This is a genomic window from Neobacillus citreus (assembly GCF_018343545.2).
Classification (GTDB): Bacteria; Bacillota; Bacilli; order Bacillales; family Cytobacillaceae; genus Neobacillus; species Neobacillus citreus.
Window position 1 is genome coordinate 56,591 of the sequence record NZ_JAGYPE020000003.1, and the last position, 18,219, is coordinate 74,809.

The 18,219-nt window shown below is 39.5% G+C and carries 17 protein-coding genes and 1 pseudogene; 13 read left to right on the forward strand and 5 right to left on the reverse strand.

What is annotated here, in order from left to right:
* Positions 1 to 69 precede the first annotated feature (69 nt).
* Positions 70 to 2,214 (forward strand): hydantoinase/oxoprolinase family protein, encoded by a 2,145-nt coding sequence (locus KHB02_RS02935; RefSeq protein ID WP_213145906.1) that lies wholly within the window; start codon positions 70 to 72, stop codon positions 2,212 to 2,214.
* A gap of 1 nt (position 2,215) precedes the next feature.
* Positions 2,216 to 4,012 carry a hydantoinase B/oxoprolinase family protein gene (locus tag KHB02_RS02940; protein ID WP_213145907.1) on the forward strand — a complete coding sequence of 599 codons (1,797 nt, stop codon included), beginning with the start codon at positions 2,216 to 2,218 and terminating at the stop codon, positions 4,010 to 4,012.
* A gap of 271 nt (positions 4,013 to 4,283) precedes the next feature.
* Here KHB02_RS02940 and KHB02_RS02945 read toward each other — a convergent pair whose 3' ends face one another.
* Together KHB02_RS02945 and KHB02_RS02950 are read right to left on the reverse strand one after the other, a co-directional pair.
* On the reverse strand, positions 4,284 to 4,559 hold the full coding sequence (locus KHB02_RS02945; RefSeq protein ID WP_213145908.1) for an alpha/beta fold hydrolase: 276 nt from the start codon (positions 4,557 to 4,559) through the stop codon (positions 4,284 to 4,286).
* Positions 4,513 to 4,923, reverse strand: a complete 411-nt coding sequence (locus KHB02_RS02950) for an alpha/beta hydrolase (protein WP_213145909.1) — start codon at positions 4,921 to 4,923, stop codon at positions 4,513 to 4,515. The genes KHB02_RS02945 and KHB02_RS02950 overlap by 47 nt, the downstream gene beginning before the upstream one ends.
* Positions 4,924 to 5,249: 326 nt before the next feature.
* Between KHB02_RS02950 and KHB02_RS02955 the strand changes: the two genes are divergently transcribed.
* The 5 genes from KHB02_RS02955 to KHB02_RS02975 all read left to right on the forward strand — a co-directional run bounded on the left by KHB02_RS02955 (position 5,250) and on the right by KHB02_RS02975 (position 10,300).
* Positions 5,250 to 5,387: a hypothetical protein gene (locus KHB02_RS02955; RefSeq protein ID WP_213145910.1), complete on the forward strand. Its 138-nt coding sequence runs from the start codon at positions 5,250 to 5,252 to the stop codon at positions 5,385 to 5,387.
* A 222-nt stretch (positions 5,388 to 5,609) separates the two neighbouring features.
* Positions 5,610 to 7,673 carry a BglG family transcription antiterminator gene (locus tag KHB02_RS02960; protein ID WP_213145911.1) on the forward strand — a complete coding sequence of 688 codons (2,064 nt, stop codon included), beginning with the start codon at positions 5,610 to 5,612 and terminating at the stop codon, positions 7,671 to 7,673.
* A 61-nt stretch (positions 7,674 to 7,734) separates the two neighbouring features.
* Complete coding sequence (locus KHB02_RS02965) at positions 7,735 to 7,998, forward strand: phosphocarrier protein HPr (protein WP_213145912.1); 264 nt, start codon at positions 7,735 to 7,737, stop codon at positions 7,996 to 7,998.
* Positions 7,998 to 9,731 (forward strand): phosphoenolpyruvate--protein phosphotransferase, encoded by a 1,734-nt coding sequence (ptsP, locus tag KHB02_RS02970; protein ID WP_213145913.1) that lies wholly within the window; start codon positions 7,998 to 8,000, stop codon positions 9,729 to 9,731. The genes KHB02_RS02965 and ptsP overlap by 1 nt, the downstream gene beginning before the upstream one ends.
* Before the next feature lie 173 nt (positions 9,732 to 9,904).
* Positions 9,905 to 10,300 (forward strand): VOC family protein, encoded by a 396-nt coding sequence (locus KHB02_RS02975; RefSeq protein ID WP_213145914.1) that lies wholly within the window; start codon positions 9,905 to 9,907, stop codon positions 10,298 to 10,300.
* A 125-nt stretch (positions 10,301 to 10,425) separates the two neighbouring features.
* Here the strand turns inward: KHB02_RS02975 and KHB02_RS02980 are convergent, their stop codons facing one another.
* Complete coding sequence (locus KHB02_RS02980; RefSeq protein ID WP_241113686.1) at positions 10,426 to 11,370, reverse strand: HD-GYP domain-containing protein; 945 nt, start codon at positions 11,368 to 11,370, stop codon at positions 10,426 to 10,428.
* Positions 11,371 to 11,754: 384 nt separating this feature from the next.
* Between KHB02_RS02980 and KHB02_RS02985 the strand changes: the two genes are divergently transcribed.
* On the forward strand, positions 11,755 to 12,261 hold the full coding sequence (locus tag KHB02_RS02985) for a hypothetical protein (RefSeq protein ID WP_241113687.1): 507 nt from the start codon (positions 11,755 to 11,757) through the stop codon (positions 12,259 to 12,261).
* A 115-nt stretch (positions 12,262 to 12,376) separates the two neighbouring features.
* Here the strand turns inward: KHB02_RS02985 and KHB02_RS02990 are convergent, their stop codons facing one another.
* Both KHB02_RS02990 and trmL read right to left on the reverse strand, forming a co-directional pair.
* The gene (locus tag KHB02_RS02990; protein ID WP_213145917.1) at positions 12,377 to 13,357 is read right to left on the reverse strand and encodes an aromatic acid exporter family protein; all 981 of its coding nucleotides are present in this window, start codon (positions 13,355 to 13,357) and stop codon (positions 12,377 to 12,379) included.
* Between the two features lie 57 nt (positions 13,358 to 13,414).
* Entirely contained in the window at positions 13,415 to 13,885 is a 471-nt protein-coding gene (gene trmL / locus KHB02_RS02995; RefSeq protein ID WP_213145918.1) for a tRNA (uridine(34)/cytosine(34)/5-carboxymethylaminomethyluridine(34)-2'-O)-methyltransferase TrmL, read from the reverse strand.
* Between the two features lie 327 nt (positions 13,886 to 14,212).
* On the opposite strand from trmL, the gene KHB02_RS03000 reads away from it, so the two are divergent.
* From KHB02_RS03000 to rbsC, 5 genes and pseudogenes are all read left to right on the forward strand, one after another.
* Positions 14,213 to 15,202: a LacI family DNA-binding transcriptional regulator gene (locus KHB02_RS03000; RefSeq protein WP_213145919.1), complete on the forward strand. Its 990-nt coding sequence runs from the start codon at positions 14,213 to 14,215 to the stop codon at positions 15,200 to 15,202.
* Positions 15,195 to 16,073 carry a ribokinase gene (gene rbsK / locus KHB02_RS03005; RefSeq protein WP_213145920.1) on the forward strand — a complete coding sequence of 293 codons (879 nt, stop codon included), beginning with the start codon at positions 15,195 to 15,197 and terminating at the stop codon, positions 16,071 to 16,073. The genes KHB02_RS03000 and rbsK overlap by 8 nt, the downstream gene beginning before the upstream one ends.
* Entirely contained in the window at positions 16,074 to 16,469 is a 396-nt protein-coding gene (gene rbsD / locus KHB02_RS03010; protein ID WP_213145921.1) for a D-ribose pyranase, read from the forward strand. It begins immediately after the preceding gene.
* Between the two features lie 18 nt (positions 16,470 to 16,487).
* Positions 16,488 to 17,969, forward strand: coding sequence for a sugar ABC transporter ATP-binding protein (locus KHB02_RS03015; RefSeq protein ID WP_213145922.1), 1,482 nt, complete (start codon positions 16,488 to 16,490; stop codon positions 17,967 to 17,969).
* Between the two features lies 1 nt (position 17,970).
* Positions 17,971 to 18,219, forward strand: a pseudogene (gene rbsC, locus KHB02_RS03020) (ribose ABC transporter permease); the annotation flags it as partial.

Sequence of the window (18,219 nt, forward strand, 5' to 3'; positions counted from 1 at the left end):
ACGATTTTCTCCCTCATTGGGGAGGAGGTAAATGACAATAACTATTTATTTGAAAAGGAGCCGTGAAATATGATTCGAATTGGTGTAGATGTAGGCGGTACATTCACCGACCTAATATTGGTTGACCAACTTAACAATGAAATCCATGTCCACAAAGTACCTAGTACACTCGATGATCAGTCCAAAGGGGTTATCAGGGGAATTAAAGAACTGTGTGAAAAAGCAGGAGTACCGGTTTCAGAGGTAGATTATGTACTCCATGGCACTACGGTTGCCACTAACATTACAATTGAGCGAAATGGCGCTGTAGTTGGAATGCTGACAACAAAAAATTATCGTGATATTTTACACATTGCCCGTCATAAAAAAGCACAGAATTTCTCCATTCAACAAGATCTTCCTTGGCAGGCCAACCCCCTTGTATTGCGCAGAAATCGTCTCCCCATCACAGAAAAACTAGCAGCACCAGATGGAAAAGTTAAGGTTCCTTTAAATGAGGAAGAAGTACGGCAGGCTGTAAGCCAACTGAAAGAAGCTAATGTAGATGTTGTCGTTGTTTCCTTCCTATTTTCCTTCCTAAACGATGCCCATGAAAATAGAGCGAAGGAAATTGTCAAGGAAATGTGGCCAGAGGTTTTATGTTTTACATCCAGTGAAATTGCTCCGCAAATGCGGGAATACGAAAGATTTAGCACGGCAGCCATGAATGCCTATGTGGCACCAAGGGTTAATAACTATATCGATCATCTTGTCAATGCCCTTGATGATGCCGGAGTGAAAGGCGAGCTGCATATTATGCAATCTTCAGGCGGTATGGCAACAAGCGAGATGGCAGTGGATAAGCCAGTTACATTGTTAAAATCCGGACCGTCCGGCGCTGTATTGGCGACCGCATGGTTTGGTGAATTGGAAGGCATTGAAAATATCATCAGTGTTGATATTGGCGGGACCTCTGCAGATATTTCCGTTATCCCAAATAATACGCCGAAAATTATTAACCCAAGGGATTGTGAAGTAAATGGCTATCCGGTCCTTGTTCCGATGATTGACGTTGAGACAATCGGTGCGGGTGGAGGCTCCATTGCCCATATCGATGCCGGCGGAGCATTTAGAGTCGGTCCGAAAAGTGCCGGTTCCACACCTGGTCCAGCTTGTTATGGACAGGGAGGAGAAAATCCATGTGTAACAGATGCGAATGTCGTTCTTGGCAGGCTTGACCCAGAGCAATTTCTTGGCGGGGATTTAAAATTGCATTCTGAGCTGAGCTATAAAGCCGTTGAAGAAAAAATTGCTTCGCAGCTTAATATGTCTGTAGAGGAAGCTGCGCTAGGTATTTTAAAAATCATCAATAATAATATGGCTCTGTGTATCCGTGCTAAATCCGTAAGTAAAGGAATTGACCCGCGTGAATATGCATTATTTGGCGCCGGTGGTGCAGGCCCGCTTCATATTGTCGATCTTGCAGAAACAATCGGTACTAATTTGGTTATTGTCCCTAACTACCCTGGAATAACAGCAGCAACAGGTTTATTGGTTGGTGACATTAAATATGACTATATTAAATCATTAATTACCCGTTTTGATAGAGCGGATGATGAAATGATCGATTCCATTAATGCGGCTCTAGAGGAACTGACCAATACGGCAAAAGCCCAATTAATCCAGGATGGCGTAGATCCTGAGAATATTGAAATTGAACGGATTGCGGAATGCCGCTATGCAGGTCAAGGGTTTGAATTACGTGCAGCCATTCCGGATGGCCCTGTTACCCAGGAATCCATGAAGGAAATCGTTCAAAATTTCCATGCTGCTCATGAGGAAGAATATGATCATCATTTCCCAAATAATATTGTTGAATTAATTACACTTCGTATAGTTGCAACAGGAAAAACACCTTCATTACGTCTGCCTAAGATTGCAAGCGGTGAGCGTCTCAATCCGAATGAGGCATTAATGTACGTTCGCGATTCGATTTTTGAAGTAGATGGTGAAATCAGAAAGGTTTCAACGCCGCGATATGATCGGAGCAAATTATTGGCTAATGACGTAGTCGAGGGCCCTGCGATTATCGTGCAGCGTGACTCAACGACCACGGTACCGCCAAAATGGCAGGCTGCTGTATCCGAAAACGGAACATTATTTGTAGCCCATAAGGTAATTGAAGGCGGTCCAGCGAAATTGGTTGAAAAACTATTTGCGAAAGTGGGGGTTTAAGATGTTATCTACACCAAATAATAGTCTGACGAAAACTAAAATTGATCCTGTAACCGTGCAAGTCATTGGAGGGGCTTTAAAAACGATTGCCAAGGAGATGGCACACGTCATGTACCGGATGGCATATTCATCCCTGATTCGTGAGTCGGAAGATCTTGGCGCAGGGATCTTCGATGCTGCCGGCAATACGTTGGCTGAGGCAGATTCCACACCCATGCAGCTAGGTTGTTTACCTGGATATATCCGTGGATTTCAGGCAGTAATTGGCGATAATCAGCATCCCGGAGATATTATTTGGAATAACGATCCATATGCGGGCGCATCCCATTCTCCGGATGTTGCCTTGTGCCAGCCTATTTTCTACCAAGGGGAGCTTGTCGGTTATTCGGGGGCAACCGCACACCACTTAGATATGGGCGGTGCTCAGCCTGGTCTAATGGTGGATGTTCCCGATGTTTTTGCAGAAGGTTTAATTTTAAATGGGGTTAAGCTATATGACAAAGGAGTTCGAAATGAAACATTATTTGAAGTCATTCGTCAGAATGTCCGCACCCCCTTCCAGGTAATTGGGGATTTGGAAGCGCAGGTTGCTGCCTGCCGCTTAGGGGCTCGCCGTTATATTGAATTGATGGACAAATACGGTAAAGAGACAGTCCTTTTGGCGAATGAGGAATTGATGAACTATACAGAACGCATTATGAGGAGTCAGATTGCCAAAATCCCTGATGGCGTTTACGAGGCAGAATCATGGCTGGATGATGACGGCCGGCATTTGGATAAGCGTCTGCCAGTTCACGTACAGGTAACCATTAAGGGAGAAGAGCTAGAAGTAGATGTTTCCAAGTCCAGCGATCAAGTCTCCACGGCGTTTAACTCAGCATACTCTGGTGCTTTATGCGTAAGTACTCATAGTGTATTGCGCTCCATCTTTATGGATACGGATGTGATCGACGATGTGCCGGTAAATGAAGGAGCATTCCGTCCAATCACCATTAAAGCACGAAAAGGATGTATCTTTAATCCGATTAAACCAGCAGCAACATTCAGCCGTGCAAATCAGGTAAATACGGTAGCAGACTTAATCATTAAGGCGCTTGCTCCGGTAGCACCAAAACAAACCTGTGCGGGCAGCTCTGCCAATATCCAATTTGCTTCTTATGCTGGGTTGGATGAAAACAATGAATATTGGGTGTACATTGAAGTGAATGAAGGTTCCTATGGAGGACGTCCTGGAAAAGATGGACTAGATGCCGTAGACTTCAGTTCATGGAATACAATGAATAACCCCATTGAAGATCTTGATATGCATATCCCAATGGTATGTGAACAATATGAATTACGGGAGGATACAGGCGGTGCGGGTCGTTACCGCGGAGGACTCGGCATTGTCCGGTGGAATAGATTTATAACTGACGGTTTTATGACGATGGAAGGGGATAAGCACACAGTTCGTCCGTGGGGATATAAAGGCGGGCTGCCAGGGACACCGGCAAACTTAATTAAAAATCCTGACAGTGAAAACCCGGAATTTCTAACGTCCAAACTAAATGGTTACCGTTTTGGAGCAGGGGAATCTGTCTTGATTTTAGTTCCGTCATCAGGCGGCTATGGGGACCCATTAGAGCGCCCCGAGGAGCAAGTTCTAGAGGATGTTCTTGATGGAATTGTGTCGAGAGAAACAGCTTATCGGGATTACGGTGTAGTTATTATAGGCAGAAAAGTAGATTCGAAAGCAACTAAGAAAAGACGCGAAGAAATTCATGGAACAAGAGGAGAATTACCGCTTTACTCACATTAAGATTGTTGTGAATTGAAAGGATTTAAGGGGAAACCCGCCGGCAACTAATTTGCCGACGGGTTTTTAGAGATTCTGCGAATGAGAAAGCCTGCGCAAGGGCGTAAAAAGAATGGAGTTCATTCCAAATAGCCTTTATATGCGACTGAACGCTTGATAAAAATGCTGGTTCGGTAACATATAACCTTTATATACGACCGATTGCATGATAAAGTCATCGGATCGGTAGCATAGAAGCAAAAGGGAACATCCAATGTTAGTGGTTCCACAGCCTTTAATAAATATAAAGTAACTTATAACCCTGGTTTTCACTAAATAAAACCAAATGTTCCGATTTTTGTTTTAAAATGGTATACTTATCGGCAATAATGGCAGACACTGCAGGATGTTCGCATCCGGCAATAAGTGCAGTGGAAGCACCCATACTCCAGCCAAGAAGAGCAATGTGTTTCTGATTTTTTTTCTGAATGGCATAATCAATGGCTGCATATAAATCGTGATTTTCAAAGAATCCTAACCCCGTTAGTTCTTCCTTTCGATTTACCGGCATTTCGAAAATCAAACATTAACACATTATATCCTTGTTCCGAAAGAACTCTAGCAAGCTTGAGTCCCCCAATCCCTTCCATGGAACGTTCATTCATATAACCGTGTGCAGTAATGACTGTTTTTTTGCTTTGCTTTGAAGCTGAAGGAATCCACCAGCCAGCCAGCTTAACTTGATCTTTTCTGCTGTGAAATTCGATTTCCTCGAAAACCATTCCGTAATCCTTCGGGCTTTTCGTAGTTTTTGCAGGGAAGGGGTGGGTTAGATACAAGCCGATGCTAAGAGGGGGGAGAAAAAATAAAAGCGGTGCTGCCAATAACGGTCGCCAGAGGGATTTACTTTTTTTCTCCTTGCTCTCTTCATCCATTCCAACTCCTCCTGTCCTTTTTAAATAATCGTTACTTTATCATATGCCGATGAACAAAAAACGGAAAATCCAAAATTGTTATATTGGGATTTTTGGGATGAAGTTGTTTGCGAAAAAACTCATGAGGAATCGAAAAAGCCGGGCATGTGTGTCCAGCTATGCTAAAGAAGCATTCCAAGTTCCTGGCACTTAGTTTTACTGACTATCGGCTATTGATGTTTATTTCCACATGACAGAAATTCTACTTTTTTGTTATAATAAACACAAGAAAGTATGTTCGGTTTTTGGGGTGGCAGTGAATTAACAAATTAACTGGGGGAGTTAAAATGGAACAGAACTTTAAACTAATCCTCAATGAATTACAAAAAATTAATGGCCGCCTGGAGAATTTAGAAGTTGGCCAAAAGAATTTGCAATTAGATGTCCTGGATTTAAAAAACGGGCAAGAGAAATTAAAAAAATAATGAATAACTAGTATTGCTAGCACCATATAAGGGGCATGCCGACAACGGTGTGCCTCTTTTGCTGCAGTTCATATTATTGTTTGAATCGTCTATATTAAAATAAGTATTTGTCTTAATTGAAGTTCAGCGCAATTTTGTAAGTTGATCCGTACATCATTTGTTCCCAATCGGTAATCCAAATGAAAGCGGTTGATATTATGATGTTAATAGGAGGGCAAGCCAATGATGATTGATAAACGTCCGTCGCTTTTATTGGATTATCTTTTAAAAGTGAAGAGTGTCAACATGACTCAGATTATGGATGCAACGCAATTAACGAAACGTCAAATATCCTATGATTTGGATAAAGTGAATCAATGGCTAAAGGAGAAAGACCTCCCCATCATCCAATTCAAAGGTATTCATTATATTGTAGTGCCTGATGCTGTATTGGAATATTTTCGCGATCAGGAAATAAATCATCATGAGCGGAATTTTGTTTTTTCCGAAGAAGAACGCTTGGCGGTTATCTACCTTTATGTATTTATGCGAAATGATACCATTTCATCCTTTCATTTAACGCAGCTTTTACAAGTCAGTAAGAACACGGTGATTTCAGATATAAAAAAGGCAAATAAAATAAATGGCTCTTTCTTGGTGGAAATCCGCTATTCGCGAAAGCATGGCTATCATCTGGTTGGAACAGAGTTCGATAAAAGAGCTCTTGCCATGCACTACATATCCCGCCTGATCCAGGTCCCTTACTTTGAAGAACTGTTGGATTATCTATTAAAGGAAGAAACTAAAAAAATTGGTTTTCGAGAAGTTTTAACCATTCTTAAACAAATTGAAAAGCAGTTTTCTCTTAATTTTGTAGAAGAACGTTTACATCAATTAGCCAATTTTTTGATTTTTTATTATTACCGGCTGCAGAAAAAAAAGTTTGTCCAATTTCACGTGGATGAAGTTGCTCTATTAAAAAAAGATCCGATGCATAAAGTGGCTTTAACGTTAAGTCAACTTCTCCATCTCGAGAATGAGGAATCAGAGTTATGTTTCTTAACGGTCCAATTTCTTGGTTTATCTTTTAGGAAAAGTTCTCCACCCAAGCGTGAACAGGATTTATTATTTAAACTTTGCGAACAGCTTGTCTTTGATTTTGAGACCAAGGCCTGCATAGTTTTTGAAAAAAAGGATGAAGTGGTCCATACGTTATACCAGCATTTTAAGCCTGCCTTTTTTCGTATGAAGTATCGGATTCCCGTTGAGAATCCACTGCTTCATCAAATTAAGAATGTGCATAAAGAGCTATACATGCTTGTAAAGGAAATACTGCATCCGATTGGAACATTATTGAAAATCACCATACCTGAGGAGGAAATAGGGTTTATCACAATCCACTTTGGAGCTTTGTTAGAAAGACCAAAACAGGAGATGCCGGAAAAGAAGAAAGCCATCGTGGTTTGTCCAAGCGGGATTAGTTCGTCATTAATGGTGAAACACCAGCTGGAATCACTTTTCTCAGAGATTGTAGTTGAAAAAACCTTATCATTGCGAGAATTTCAGGAAGGACAATTTGACCATTATGATTTAGTTTTTTCGACAGTAAAGCTAGAGACAAAACTACCTTGTTTTTATGTGAAGCCAATTATGACACCAAATGAGAAGCATAATTTAGTCAAGGAAGTTTATCACCTGCTGTTTGGCACTCAATATCACGATATTTCCTTGAAAGAACTAATTCAAACCATTGGAAAGTTCACTACAATTTACGATGAAGAAGGCTTAAAAAAGGAATTAAGTCGCTTCATATTTTATAAAAAAGAAAATGTTTATAAAGGGAAACAGCCATTATTAGAAGATTTATTGCAAGCTGAAACCATCCAGATAATGGAAGAGGTTTTTGGTTGGAAAGAGGCAATAAAAGCAGCGGCAAATCCTCTTCTGATAAACGGGACAATTGAAACATCCTATGTTGATGCGATGATTGAAAATATTGATACATTAGGTCCATATGTCGTCATTGGTCCGGAGGTAGCAATCCCGCATGCCCGTCCGGAAAAGGGAGTTAATCGGATTGGGATGAGTTTTTTAAAGCTTAAAAAGCCAGTTTACTTTTTAAACAACAATGATTATTCGGTTCGATTGCTGTTTTGCATTGCAGCAACTGATAATACGACCCATCTTAAAGCGCTGTCGCAATTGACAGAACTGCTCAATGAAACGAAAAACCTTGAAATGTTAAAAGAATTAGAGTCGATTGACGACATCACATCATTCTTTAGCCAAAACTCCACAATTGACTGAACAGTCGTTCCTAGGAAATAAGCTAAAGAGGAATTTAAAACTAGAGGAGCTTGATTTTATTATGGTAAGCAAAACGTTCACAATTATAGATGAAACAGGGATTCATGCACGCCCAGCAACAATACTAGTATCAGCAGCAAGCCAATTTAATGCTGAGATTACATTAGAATACAACGGCAAATCAGTAAACCTAAAATCAATTATGGGTGTTATGTCTTTAGGTATTCCAAAAGGTGCAACAATCAAGGTATCGGCTGAAGGTTCTGATGAAAATGAAGCACTTAGTTTATTAGAAGATACTCTAAAAAGTGGAGGTCTCGTATAATGATAACGGAAGAAGTATTAACAAAAGAGATTTCAGGTATTGCGGCATCAAGCGGGATTGCGATTGCAAAAGCCTTCCGCTTAGAAAATCCAGACTTGAAAGTTGAGAAAAATTCGGTAACAGATTTTAATCTCGAAATAACTCGCTTTGAACAGGCGCTTGAGAAGTCTAAGGGTGACCTTGAGAAAATCAAAGAGCATACCTCTTTGAATCTCGGCGACGATAAGGCTGAAATTTTTGAAGCCCACTTGCTTGTTCTTAATGACCCGGAACTTATTAATCAAGTGAAAGATAAAATACAAAATGAACACGTTAATGCAGAGTATGCATTACAAGAAGTTGTCAACATGTTTGTGTCGATGTTTGAAGCATTAGATAACGAATATATGAAGGAACGGGCTGCCGACATTCGCGACGTGGCTAAGCGGATATTGTCCTATCTTTTAGGGGTAACAATCCCTAACCCAAGTTTGATTTCTGAAGAAGTGATTATGATTGCAGAGGATTTAACACCTTCTGATACTGCTCAATTAAATCGTCAGTTTGTTAAAGGTTTTACAACCAATATCGGCGGACGCACTTCTCATTCGGCTATAATGGCTCGATCCATGGAAATTCCAGCTGTTGTTGGAACCAAAACGGTCATGGAAGACATTAAAAATGGCGATGTTGTTATTCTTGATGGATTAGATGGAAAGGTAATTGTCAATCCAACTGAAGAGGTCATCAAAGAATATAACGGGAAAAAGGCCGCTTACGAAGCACAAAAGGCAGAGTGGGCCAAGCTGGTCAACGAGTCGACCATCACAAAAGATGGCGAGCATGTTGAACTCGCTGCCAATATCGGAAAACCTGAGGATCTTACCGGAGTTCTCGAAAATGGAGGCGAAGGCGTCGGCTTATACCGAACGGAGTTTTTATATATGGGTCGCACTCAGCTTCCAACAGAAGAGGAGCAATTTGCTGCGTTTAAAACTGTATTAGAGGGAATGGAAGGAAAGCCTGTCGTGATTCGCACCCTTGATATCGGCGGCGATAAAGAACTGCCGTATTTAGAACTGCCAAAAGAAATGAATCCGTTCCTTGGATTTAGGGCGATTCGCTTATGCTTAGAAATGCAGGATATGTTCCGAACACAGCTTCGAGCCTTGCTTCGAGCAAGCATTTATGGAAATTTAAAAATCATGTTTCCGATGATTGCTACACTTGATGAGTTCCGTTCGGCAAAGGCACTTCTAGAAGAAGAGAAGCAAAAGCTTTTGGCTGAAGGCCAGCAGGTAGCGGAAAAAATCGAGATTGGCATCATGGTAGAAATTCCATCTACTGCTGTTTTGGCTGATCAGTTTGCTAAGGAAGTGGATTTTTTCAGCATTGGTACAAATGATTTAATTCAATATACAATGGCTGCTGATCGTATGAACCAACGTGTTTCCTATCTCTATCAACCTTACAGTCCGTCCATCTTAAGATTGGTTAAAATGGTTATCGATGCTGCTCATGCTGAAGGTAAATGGGCAGGTATGTGCGGTGAAATGGCAGGGGACGAAACAGCCATTCCACATCTCTTAGGCCTTGGACTCGATGAGTTCTCCATGAGTGCAACATCGATCCTGAAAGCACGTTCCCAAATTCTTCGTCTTTCTAAAGCAGAAATGAAAAACTTAGCAGAAAAAGCCTTGCAAATGAGAACTACAAATGAAGTAATCGAAGCCGTAAAGGAATTTATTAAATAGGGACGACAACAAAAAATGGTTTTTAACGAGGACGGTTTTATTTTTTAAAAAAATAAAACTGTCCTCATTAAATATTGTTTTTGACTTGCTATTAAACCGATCTCGATGCTTTAGTTCAATAATAAAATCAACTATAATAAAATCTAGTACATATAATTAGGAGGTGGATAAAAATGGAAAAGGTAACACCGTTTTTAATGTTTCAAGAAGGCAACGCAGAAGAAGCGATGAATTTTTATACATCTATCATTGAGGATTCTCAAATTACAAGCATTGTTAGATACGGGGCTAATGCAGCTGGTCCAGAAGGCACCGTCATGCAGGCTACTTTTACCTTGAAAGGCCAAGAATTTATGTGTATTGACAGTTTTGTCAAACATCAATTCTCTTTTACACCTTCTTTCTCAATCTTTCTTACTTGTAATACTGAAGAAGAACTTGATTTTCTTTATGAGAAACTCCATGAAGGTGGACAAGCACTTATGCCTTTAAACAATTATGGGTTCAGTAAAAAGTTTGGTTGGGTAAATGACCGTTTCGGCGTTTCGTGGCAAATAAATCTTCCTTAGTGAAACGAATCCTCGAAAAAAGGAAAGAAAAAAGCAAGTATATTTCTAAACAAAAAGGACCGGGCATTTTCGCCCGGTTATTCTTATATTTCGTTAGTTGACAATGTAATTATTCAACCCACTCTTTACTTTGATTCTACTGGATTTATTTTTGGTATAAGATTACTCTTTGAATTAGAATCTTGATTCTTATATAGGCTTAGAAACGCATCGGCAACATCGGGATCGAATTGCGTCCCTTTATTTTGACGAATTACATTAAGGGTGTGTTCCAAATCTAATTCATCTCTATATACGCGCCTGGAAGTCATGGCATCAAATGTATCAGCAACAGCAACGATTCGAGCACCCAGTGGAATTTCACTGCCCTTTAATCCTGCTGGATAGCCCTTACCGTCATATCTTTCATGATGATATAAAACAATGTCTAAAATACCATCTTCCTTAAACCGGTCAACATGTTTTAGTATTTCATATCCAATTTTCGGGTGCTGCTTAATAATGTTATATTCATCCGTTGTTAATTTATCATGCTTCGTCAAGATGTTTTCAGGGATGCCAATCTTCCCAATATCGTGTAATAGTCCTCCTGTGCGAATGTGATTACATAAGTCCTTAGATAGATTCATCTTTTCAGCGATTCGCACAGAGTATTCCGCTACATTTTCAGAATGATCAAAGGTATATGCATCTCTTGAATCCAAGGCTTTCGCAAGGGAGGTGGTTAAATCTAAGCTCTTTTTTTTAACTCTTTGAACATACAACATCATAGCCGATGAAATAAAAGTTATGAAAAGATAACTTACTAAATAAATGAAAAATAAGCTTTCTTCTTGCCGCGGAACAAAATAAAACCTGCAAAAACTCACCAATCCCGTAAAAAAAACTAAAAATATTGGTCTATTATAGAAACCAATACCTAAAAAAATTACAGTAATATTATAAAACACAAAAAAATTATCATTTTGAGGAAAAACAAGGCAGATTATAATGCTTAATGATAAAAATCCAAAAAAACCATAACGATAAAAAATATAATTAACAAACCATTTATCCAAATTACCTACCACTGTTTCCCCCTCATTATTGTAAAAAATGCATAATATAACCTTGTCAAATAATAACATATTTTATTCTAAATTTTGTCTTTTGTTGAATAGAAAGTTTATTAAAATGATTCAGATATGTTAGCCTTTACAAAAATAGCAACTTACTATCTGATTAATGGTTGATAATTACTATAATCAGACATCTATTTAGGCTGTTCTACAAGTTTTTGACGATCAATTGCGCCGAAAATATGCAAGTCTATATTCACTTCTTGCATATTTTCAGCTTATAAAGATAAAGACAACAGTGTTTATTATTGTAGTCAGAGTAACTTTTTGTCCTTTATAACGTCTTAAAATTTAAAGTGAAAATAGGTGGGATTTTTCGGTAATGGGGGTGGGGAATTGAGGAAGAAAATTTATATGGTCGCTTTTTTTTTATTAGTTGTGGTTATTGCTGGAGTTGTTGGAAAGCAATATGATTATCTTTATCTGGCAAATAAGATAAATGTAAACGGATTAGAATTATTTATGAAAGAAAAGGAAGTTATTGAGTTATTTGGAGAAGAGGATAGTGAAGTCTCTTATTGTATGGGATGTGGACCTAATATGTACTATAAGAATTTGGGTATATTTGCTCGGCTTTCAGAGACCAAACAATATGTAAAAGATATCAAAATCACAAATCCAAAATATGACATATTAGGGATTAAACCAAATCAAAATATAACTAAAGCTCAAAACCTTTTAGAGGAAATGGGATTTAAATTAATAGATAGTGACCCTATCAGGCTATCATATCAATATCAAAAAAAGAAATTAACTTTCGAAATGATTATCGACAAACAAGGGGTTATTAAAAGCGTTCAAGTGGAATATCAAGTAAAAAAGGATAATAATATTATCTATTGACTAGAAATTCAGGTACAAGGATTCAGGTAATAATTTTACATCAAAAAACGCAAGTGAAATCACTTGCGTTCCTCGTAAATTTCACCAAAAGGAACTAGCATTGGCACTTTCGGAATCAAAAAGAAGGATTGGAAATTCCTTTCGATTCCACTTTTAAAGCTTTCTTTATCAGTAGATACTGTTCCATCTCTTTTATCAATTGAAATAATTGAGCTCTGGCCTCAAATTCCTCCCTGGTTTCCGGGAGAGGTTCATTCTTAAATTGGTCTTGTAACTCATATAAACGCATTAACAACTGCTGTGCCGTGTTCCCTGGATGAATGGAACTGCTTACTACTTCAAGAAAATCTGCAATCATATATCTTTGTTTGACTAATGGCTCAATGGATGTCACGATGGGTAAAACCCGCTCAATGATTTCAAATTGTTTTTCACGTATTTGAAAATAATGATAAAAGTAATTTTCTGAACGTAAAAAATGATTCTCTACATTTCTAAACGCCAAACTTTTAGCTTCTTCCAGCAAGCCGGCCGTCTCCGTAATTTCATTCCCCATCCAACGGCTTTCATTTGTCCGTAAATAGGAAACCATTTCCTCAAAGATTTTGCGGAAGTTTTTCTCAATTTCTACTTGATACTGCTTTAGCTTAGAATCTAGACTGGGCATATACAAGTTGACCAGAAGGGCAGTTCCAATTCCAATCACAATAAGAGAGACCTCGTTTAGAACGATTCCCGCCGTTATTTGGTGCCCTGAGTAGATATGGAGAATGATGACAGAACTCGTTACCACACCTTCCGAGACCTTGAAAAGAACAGTAACCGGTATGAAGAGCAGTAGTAATAATCCAATGACCAGAGGATGGTAGGCGATCCCTTCAAAGAATATAAAGGAAAAGCCGATGCCGAGAATACAAGCAACAAAACGGGCATACGCAGTTTTGAGAGATTTTTTCTTAGAGCTTTGTATACATAAAATTGTAATGATGCCGGCAGAAGCATAAAAATTCAAGCCGAAAAATTGAGCAATGATGATCGCTGCTGCCGTGCCAATGGCTGTCTTTAACGTGCGATAGCCGATTTTGTATCTTGCCATATCCGAACCTCTTTTAATCTTATAGTTTTTTTAAAAAATCTTCCAAGACGGAAGATTTTATTTTAACTTGGGAAATCCCTGTTGGCGCAAAGCCTCATACACCAATATCGCAGCTGTATTCGAAAGGTTCAGTGAACGAACATGATCATTCATTGGTATTCTCAAAAAGTGATCTTTATTTGTTCTTAGTAAATCTTTTGGTAAACCCGTTGTTTCTTTTCCAAACATAAAATAATGCTCCTTTGAAACATCACTGAAATCAAAGGATGAATGTGCTTTTTCACCAAACGTTTCAATATAGTAAAACTCACCTTGATTTTTTGAAAAAAAGTCATCCAACGAGTCATAGTACGTTATGTTTACAGATTGCCAGAAATCTAAACCTGCTTGTTTTATCATTTTTTCATCTGTTGAAAAACCAAGTGGCCGGATTAAATGCAGGGCTGTATCCGTTGCGGCACAAGTACGTGCTATATTTGCCGTATTAGACGGAATTTCTGGTTGATATAATACAACATGAATTGCCAAGAATGGTCACCTCTGTCTTTATTTTCCCTCCAAATTATAGCATAAAGTATAGGAGGATATGTACTTATGCTAATGGGGGCAAGGGTTCAACAATACGGTCGCGGCGACCTGTTGCCATATAGAGTGTTTTGGTCGCAAGTTGCACTAATCAAGTTTGTTGTATAGAAAAAACGGTGATGATGATAGGACTATTTGGTTTTAATCATATCCTTAATATAAATTTGCAAAATAAAAATTCGGGGTATTTCGACATCATTCTTGTTGCATTATAAAATATGATATGTTAATCTTTATGTGTAATCGGTTACACATAAGAGGTGAAACTAAATGGCTACAATACGAGATGTTGCCAAAAAAGCTGGAGTATCTGTAGCAACAGTTTCCAGAGCTTTAAATGATAAAGGATATGTTCATGAGGATACTAGGAAACTAATCAATAAAGCGATTCAGGAGTTAAATTACAAACCTAATGAAGTGGCAAGGTCATTATATAAAAAAAAATCAAGGTTAATTGGTTTATTGCTTCCGGATATTCGAAATCCATTTTTTCCTGAGTTAGCACGTGGGGTTGAAGACACGATGCAGGAGCACGGTTTTCGGTTGATCATTGGAAATGCGGATGAGAACCCAGCAAAAGAACTTGATTATATCCATACATTTAAACAAAATAATGTAATCGGTCTCATCTCAGCAACCAATCAAACTGAAACAAGCTACTATGAGAGTCTTGGCTTCCCAGTCGTATTTCTTGACCGGACTTCCAGACAACATCCCTCTGTTTATGCAGATGGATTGGCCGGTGGAAAAATGGCGGCACAAGAAATCGTTAAAAGGGGGAGTAAGCGGATTACTCTGCTTAAAGGACCTATGGAATTGAAGACAGCCCAGGATCGATTTAAAGGGGCGATCGATGAGCTTTGCCATTCCAATGTAAATTTTAATGTTATGACCACTGCATCGTTTACTTTTGATGATGCTGAAAAAACAGCGCAGGAACTATTTGATAAATTTCCTGAAACAGATGGCGTGATTGCCGGCAATGACCTTGGTGCTGCAGCTATTTTGCATGAGGCATTAAGAAGAGGCATTTCCATTCCAGATGAGCTGCAAATCATCGGCTATGATGATATCCCGCTTAGCAGCTTGCTGTTCCCGCCGTTGTCGACGATTCGGCAGCCGGCGTATGATATGGGAAAAGAAGCAGCAAAACTATTAATTGCAATTATTAATAATGAGCTCATTGAGCAAAAAAATATTCAATTGCCCGTTACCTTTATTGACAGGCAAACGACTAGAAAGGTTGAGGACAATGGCTAAAATAACGGTAATCGGAAGTTCATCGATGGATTTAGTAGTTACCGCCCCCAAAAGACCGAGTAAAGGTGAAACGATTATGGGAGAATCGTTTAAAACGGTTCCTGGCGGCAAAGGAGCCAACCAGGCTGTTGCCGCTGCCAGATTAGGTGCGAAGGTATATATGGTAGGGTGTATCGGGGACGATGCATTCGGAAAAGCTATCCTTGAAAATTTTAAAAAGAATCAAGTGGTTACGACTTATGTGGAACCGGTTACAGGTGTGGAGAGCGGAACTGCTCATATTACCCTTGCAGAAGGTGATAACAGCATCATTGTAGTGAAGGGTGCCAATGATTATGTAACACCTGAATTGGTAGAAAAGGCACTTGATATCATTCGCGAATCGGATATCGTCCTGATTCAGCAGGAAATTCCTGAAGAAACAGTGGAATATGTCAGCGAAAAATGCCATGAATTCGGTGTGCGACTATTATTAAACCCAGCGCCGGCACGGCCAATTCGCAAGGAAGTCATCGAAAAGGCAGCCTATATTACACCGAATGAGCATGAAGCATCAGTCCTTTTTGATCATAAAGATTTGCATGATGCGTTACTAGAATATCCAAACAAAGTATTTATCACCGAAGGAAAAAACGGTGTCCGCTTCCATAATGGCAAACAGGAGGTAGTTGTTCCTTCGTATCCTGTTGAGGCCGTTGATACGACAGGTGCAGGCGATACCTTTAACGCCGCCTTTGCTGTTGCCCTTGCTGAGGGAAAAGGTTTTGAAGAAAGTATTCGATTTGCCAATCGCGCCGCCTCCCTATCGGTTACAAAGTTTGGTGCACAGGGCGGGATGCCAACACGTGAAGAAGTAGAGGAGCGTATGTAAATGAAACGCCATGGAATTTTAAACAGCCATATTACCAAAGTATTAACTGACCTTGGTCATACCGATTATATTGTCATCGCTGATGCAGGATTACCGATTCCAGAAAATGTTACTAGAATTGATTTAGCACTTAAACCGGGCACGCCTTCCTTTAAAGAAGTGTTGGACGCAGTTGCAGATGATATGGTCATTGAAAAGTGTATTGTTGCTTCTGAAATAGAAGCGGGAAATCCACAAATAGAACAATATTTAACAAACAAATTTGCCGAAATCGATATGGAACGGGTTACACATGAGGATTTTAAACAGCTTACGAAAAAGGCCAAGGCCGTCATTCGCACTGGTGAAATTACACCATATGCAAACTGTATTTTACAATCAGGTGTGTTTTTTTAATAGAATGAGGTGAAAAATATGCGAGTTTCGATGCAGAACATCCATAAAGCCTTTGGATCCAATCAAGTGTTAACAGGTGTTAATTTTGAACTGCTGGATGGAGAAGTCCACGCCTTAATGGGTGAAAATGGGGCTGGCAAATCAACGATGATGAATGTCCTGACAGGGCTTCATTCTCGTGATGAAGGCATCATCATGATTGATGGAAAGGAAACCTATTTTAAAAACCCGAAAGAAGCCGAGCAAAATGGAATCACGTTTATACATCAGGAATTAAACATTTGGCCGGATATGACGGTATTAGAAAATTTATTTATCGGAAAAGAATTGAAGAGCCCGCTAGGACTGCTTAGAACGAAGGAAATGAAGGCTCTTGCCAAGAAACAGTTTGACCGGTTGATGGTTACGATTCCTCTAGATAAAGAGGCTGGCAGCTGTTCTGTAGGGGAACAGCAGATGATTGAGATCGCTAAGGCGTTGATGACGGATGCCAAGGTTATTATCATGGACGAGCCGACAGCAGCGTTGACTGAAAGAGAGATCAGCAAGCTTTTTGAAATCATTTCTTCATTGAAAAAAGAAGGGGTATCAATTGTTTACATTTCACACCGGATGGAGGAAATTTTCGCCATATGTGACCGGATTACGGTCATGCGGGATGGGAAAACGGTGGATACGAAGGCCATTTGCGATACTAACTTTGATGAGGTAGTAAAGAAAATGGTAGGCCGGGAATTAACGGACCGATTCCCTAAACGGGATTCCAAACCGGGCGAAATGGTACTAGAAGTAAAAGGATTAACTAAAGGCGGAGTATTCCAGGATGTGAATTTTTCAGTCCGTTCCGGAGAACTTGTTGGTTTTTCCGGATTAATGGGAGCTGGAAGAACGGAAATTATGCGGGCCATCTTTGGACTTGATCCATTTGACAGCGGCGAGATTTGGCTGAACGGTGAGAAAATCGTCATCAAAAAACCTGACCAGGCCGTAAAGGCTGGAATTGGTTTTATAACAGAAGACCGAAAAGATGAAGGATTGATTCTGGATTTTTCAATCAAGGACAATATCGTATTGCCGTCTTTATCTAGCTTTGCACCGAAGGGCATTATTAACCAAACTAGCGAAACTGATTTTGTTAATATGCTGATCAAGCGCCTGACAGTAAAAACGGAATCTGGCGATCTTGCCGTTGGTAATCTTTCAGGGGGAAATCAACAAAAAGTTGTGATCGCCAAGTGGATTGGCATTAGTCCGAAAGTGCTCATCCTAGATGAACCGACAAGAGGGGTAGACGTCGGGGCGAAAAGAGAAATCTATCAGCTAATGAATGAACTGACGGACCGAGGGGTAGCGATCATTATGGTTTCATCAGAGTTACCGGAAGTGTTGGGAATGAGTGACCGGATCCTCGTTGTTCATGAGGGGAAAATTACTGGTGAATTAAAAAATGATGAAGCAACCCAGGAAAAAATTATGACATTGGCAACGGGAGGTCAATGAGATGAACGCAATCAATGAAACTGCTAAAGCCGGCAAGGGGAAATTTATGAATAAGGTAACACAAAAGCTTGGGCCGCTTTTAGGACTTATAATCTTATTTGTGATTGTTTCAGTGCTAAACCCAAGTTTCCTAGAACCTTTAAATATATTAAATTTATTGCGCCAAGTCGCAATTAATGCTCTGATTGCTTTTGGGATGACATTTGTTATTTTAACAGGGGGAATTGATTTATCCGTAGGGTCGATTCTT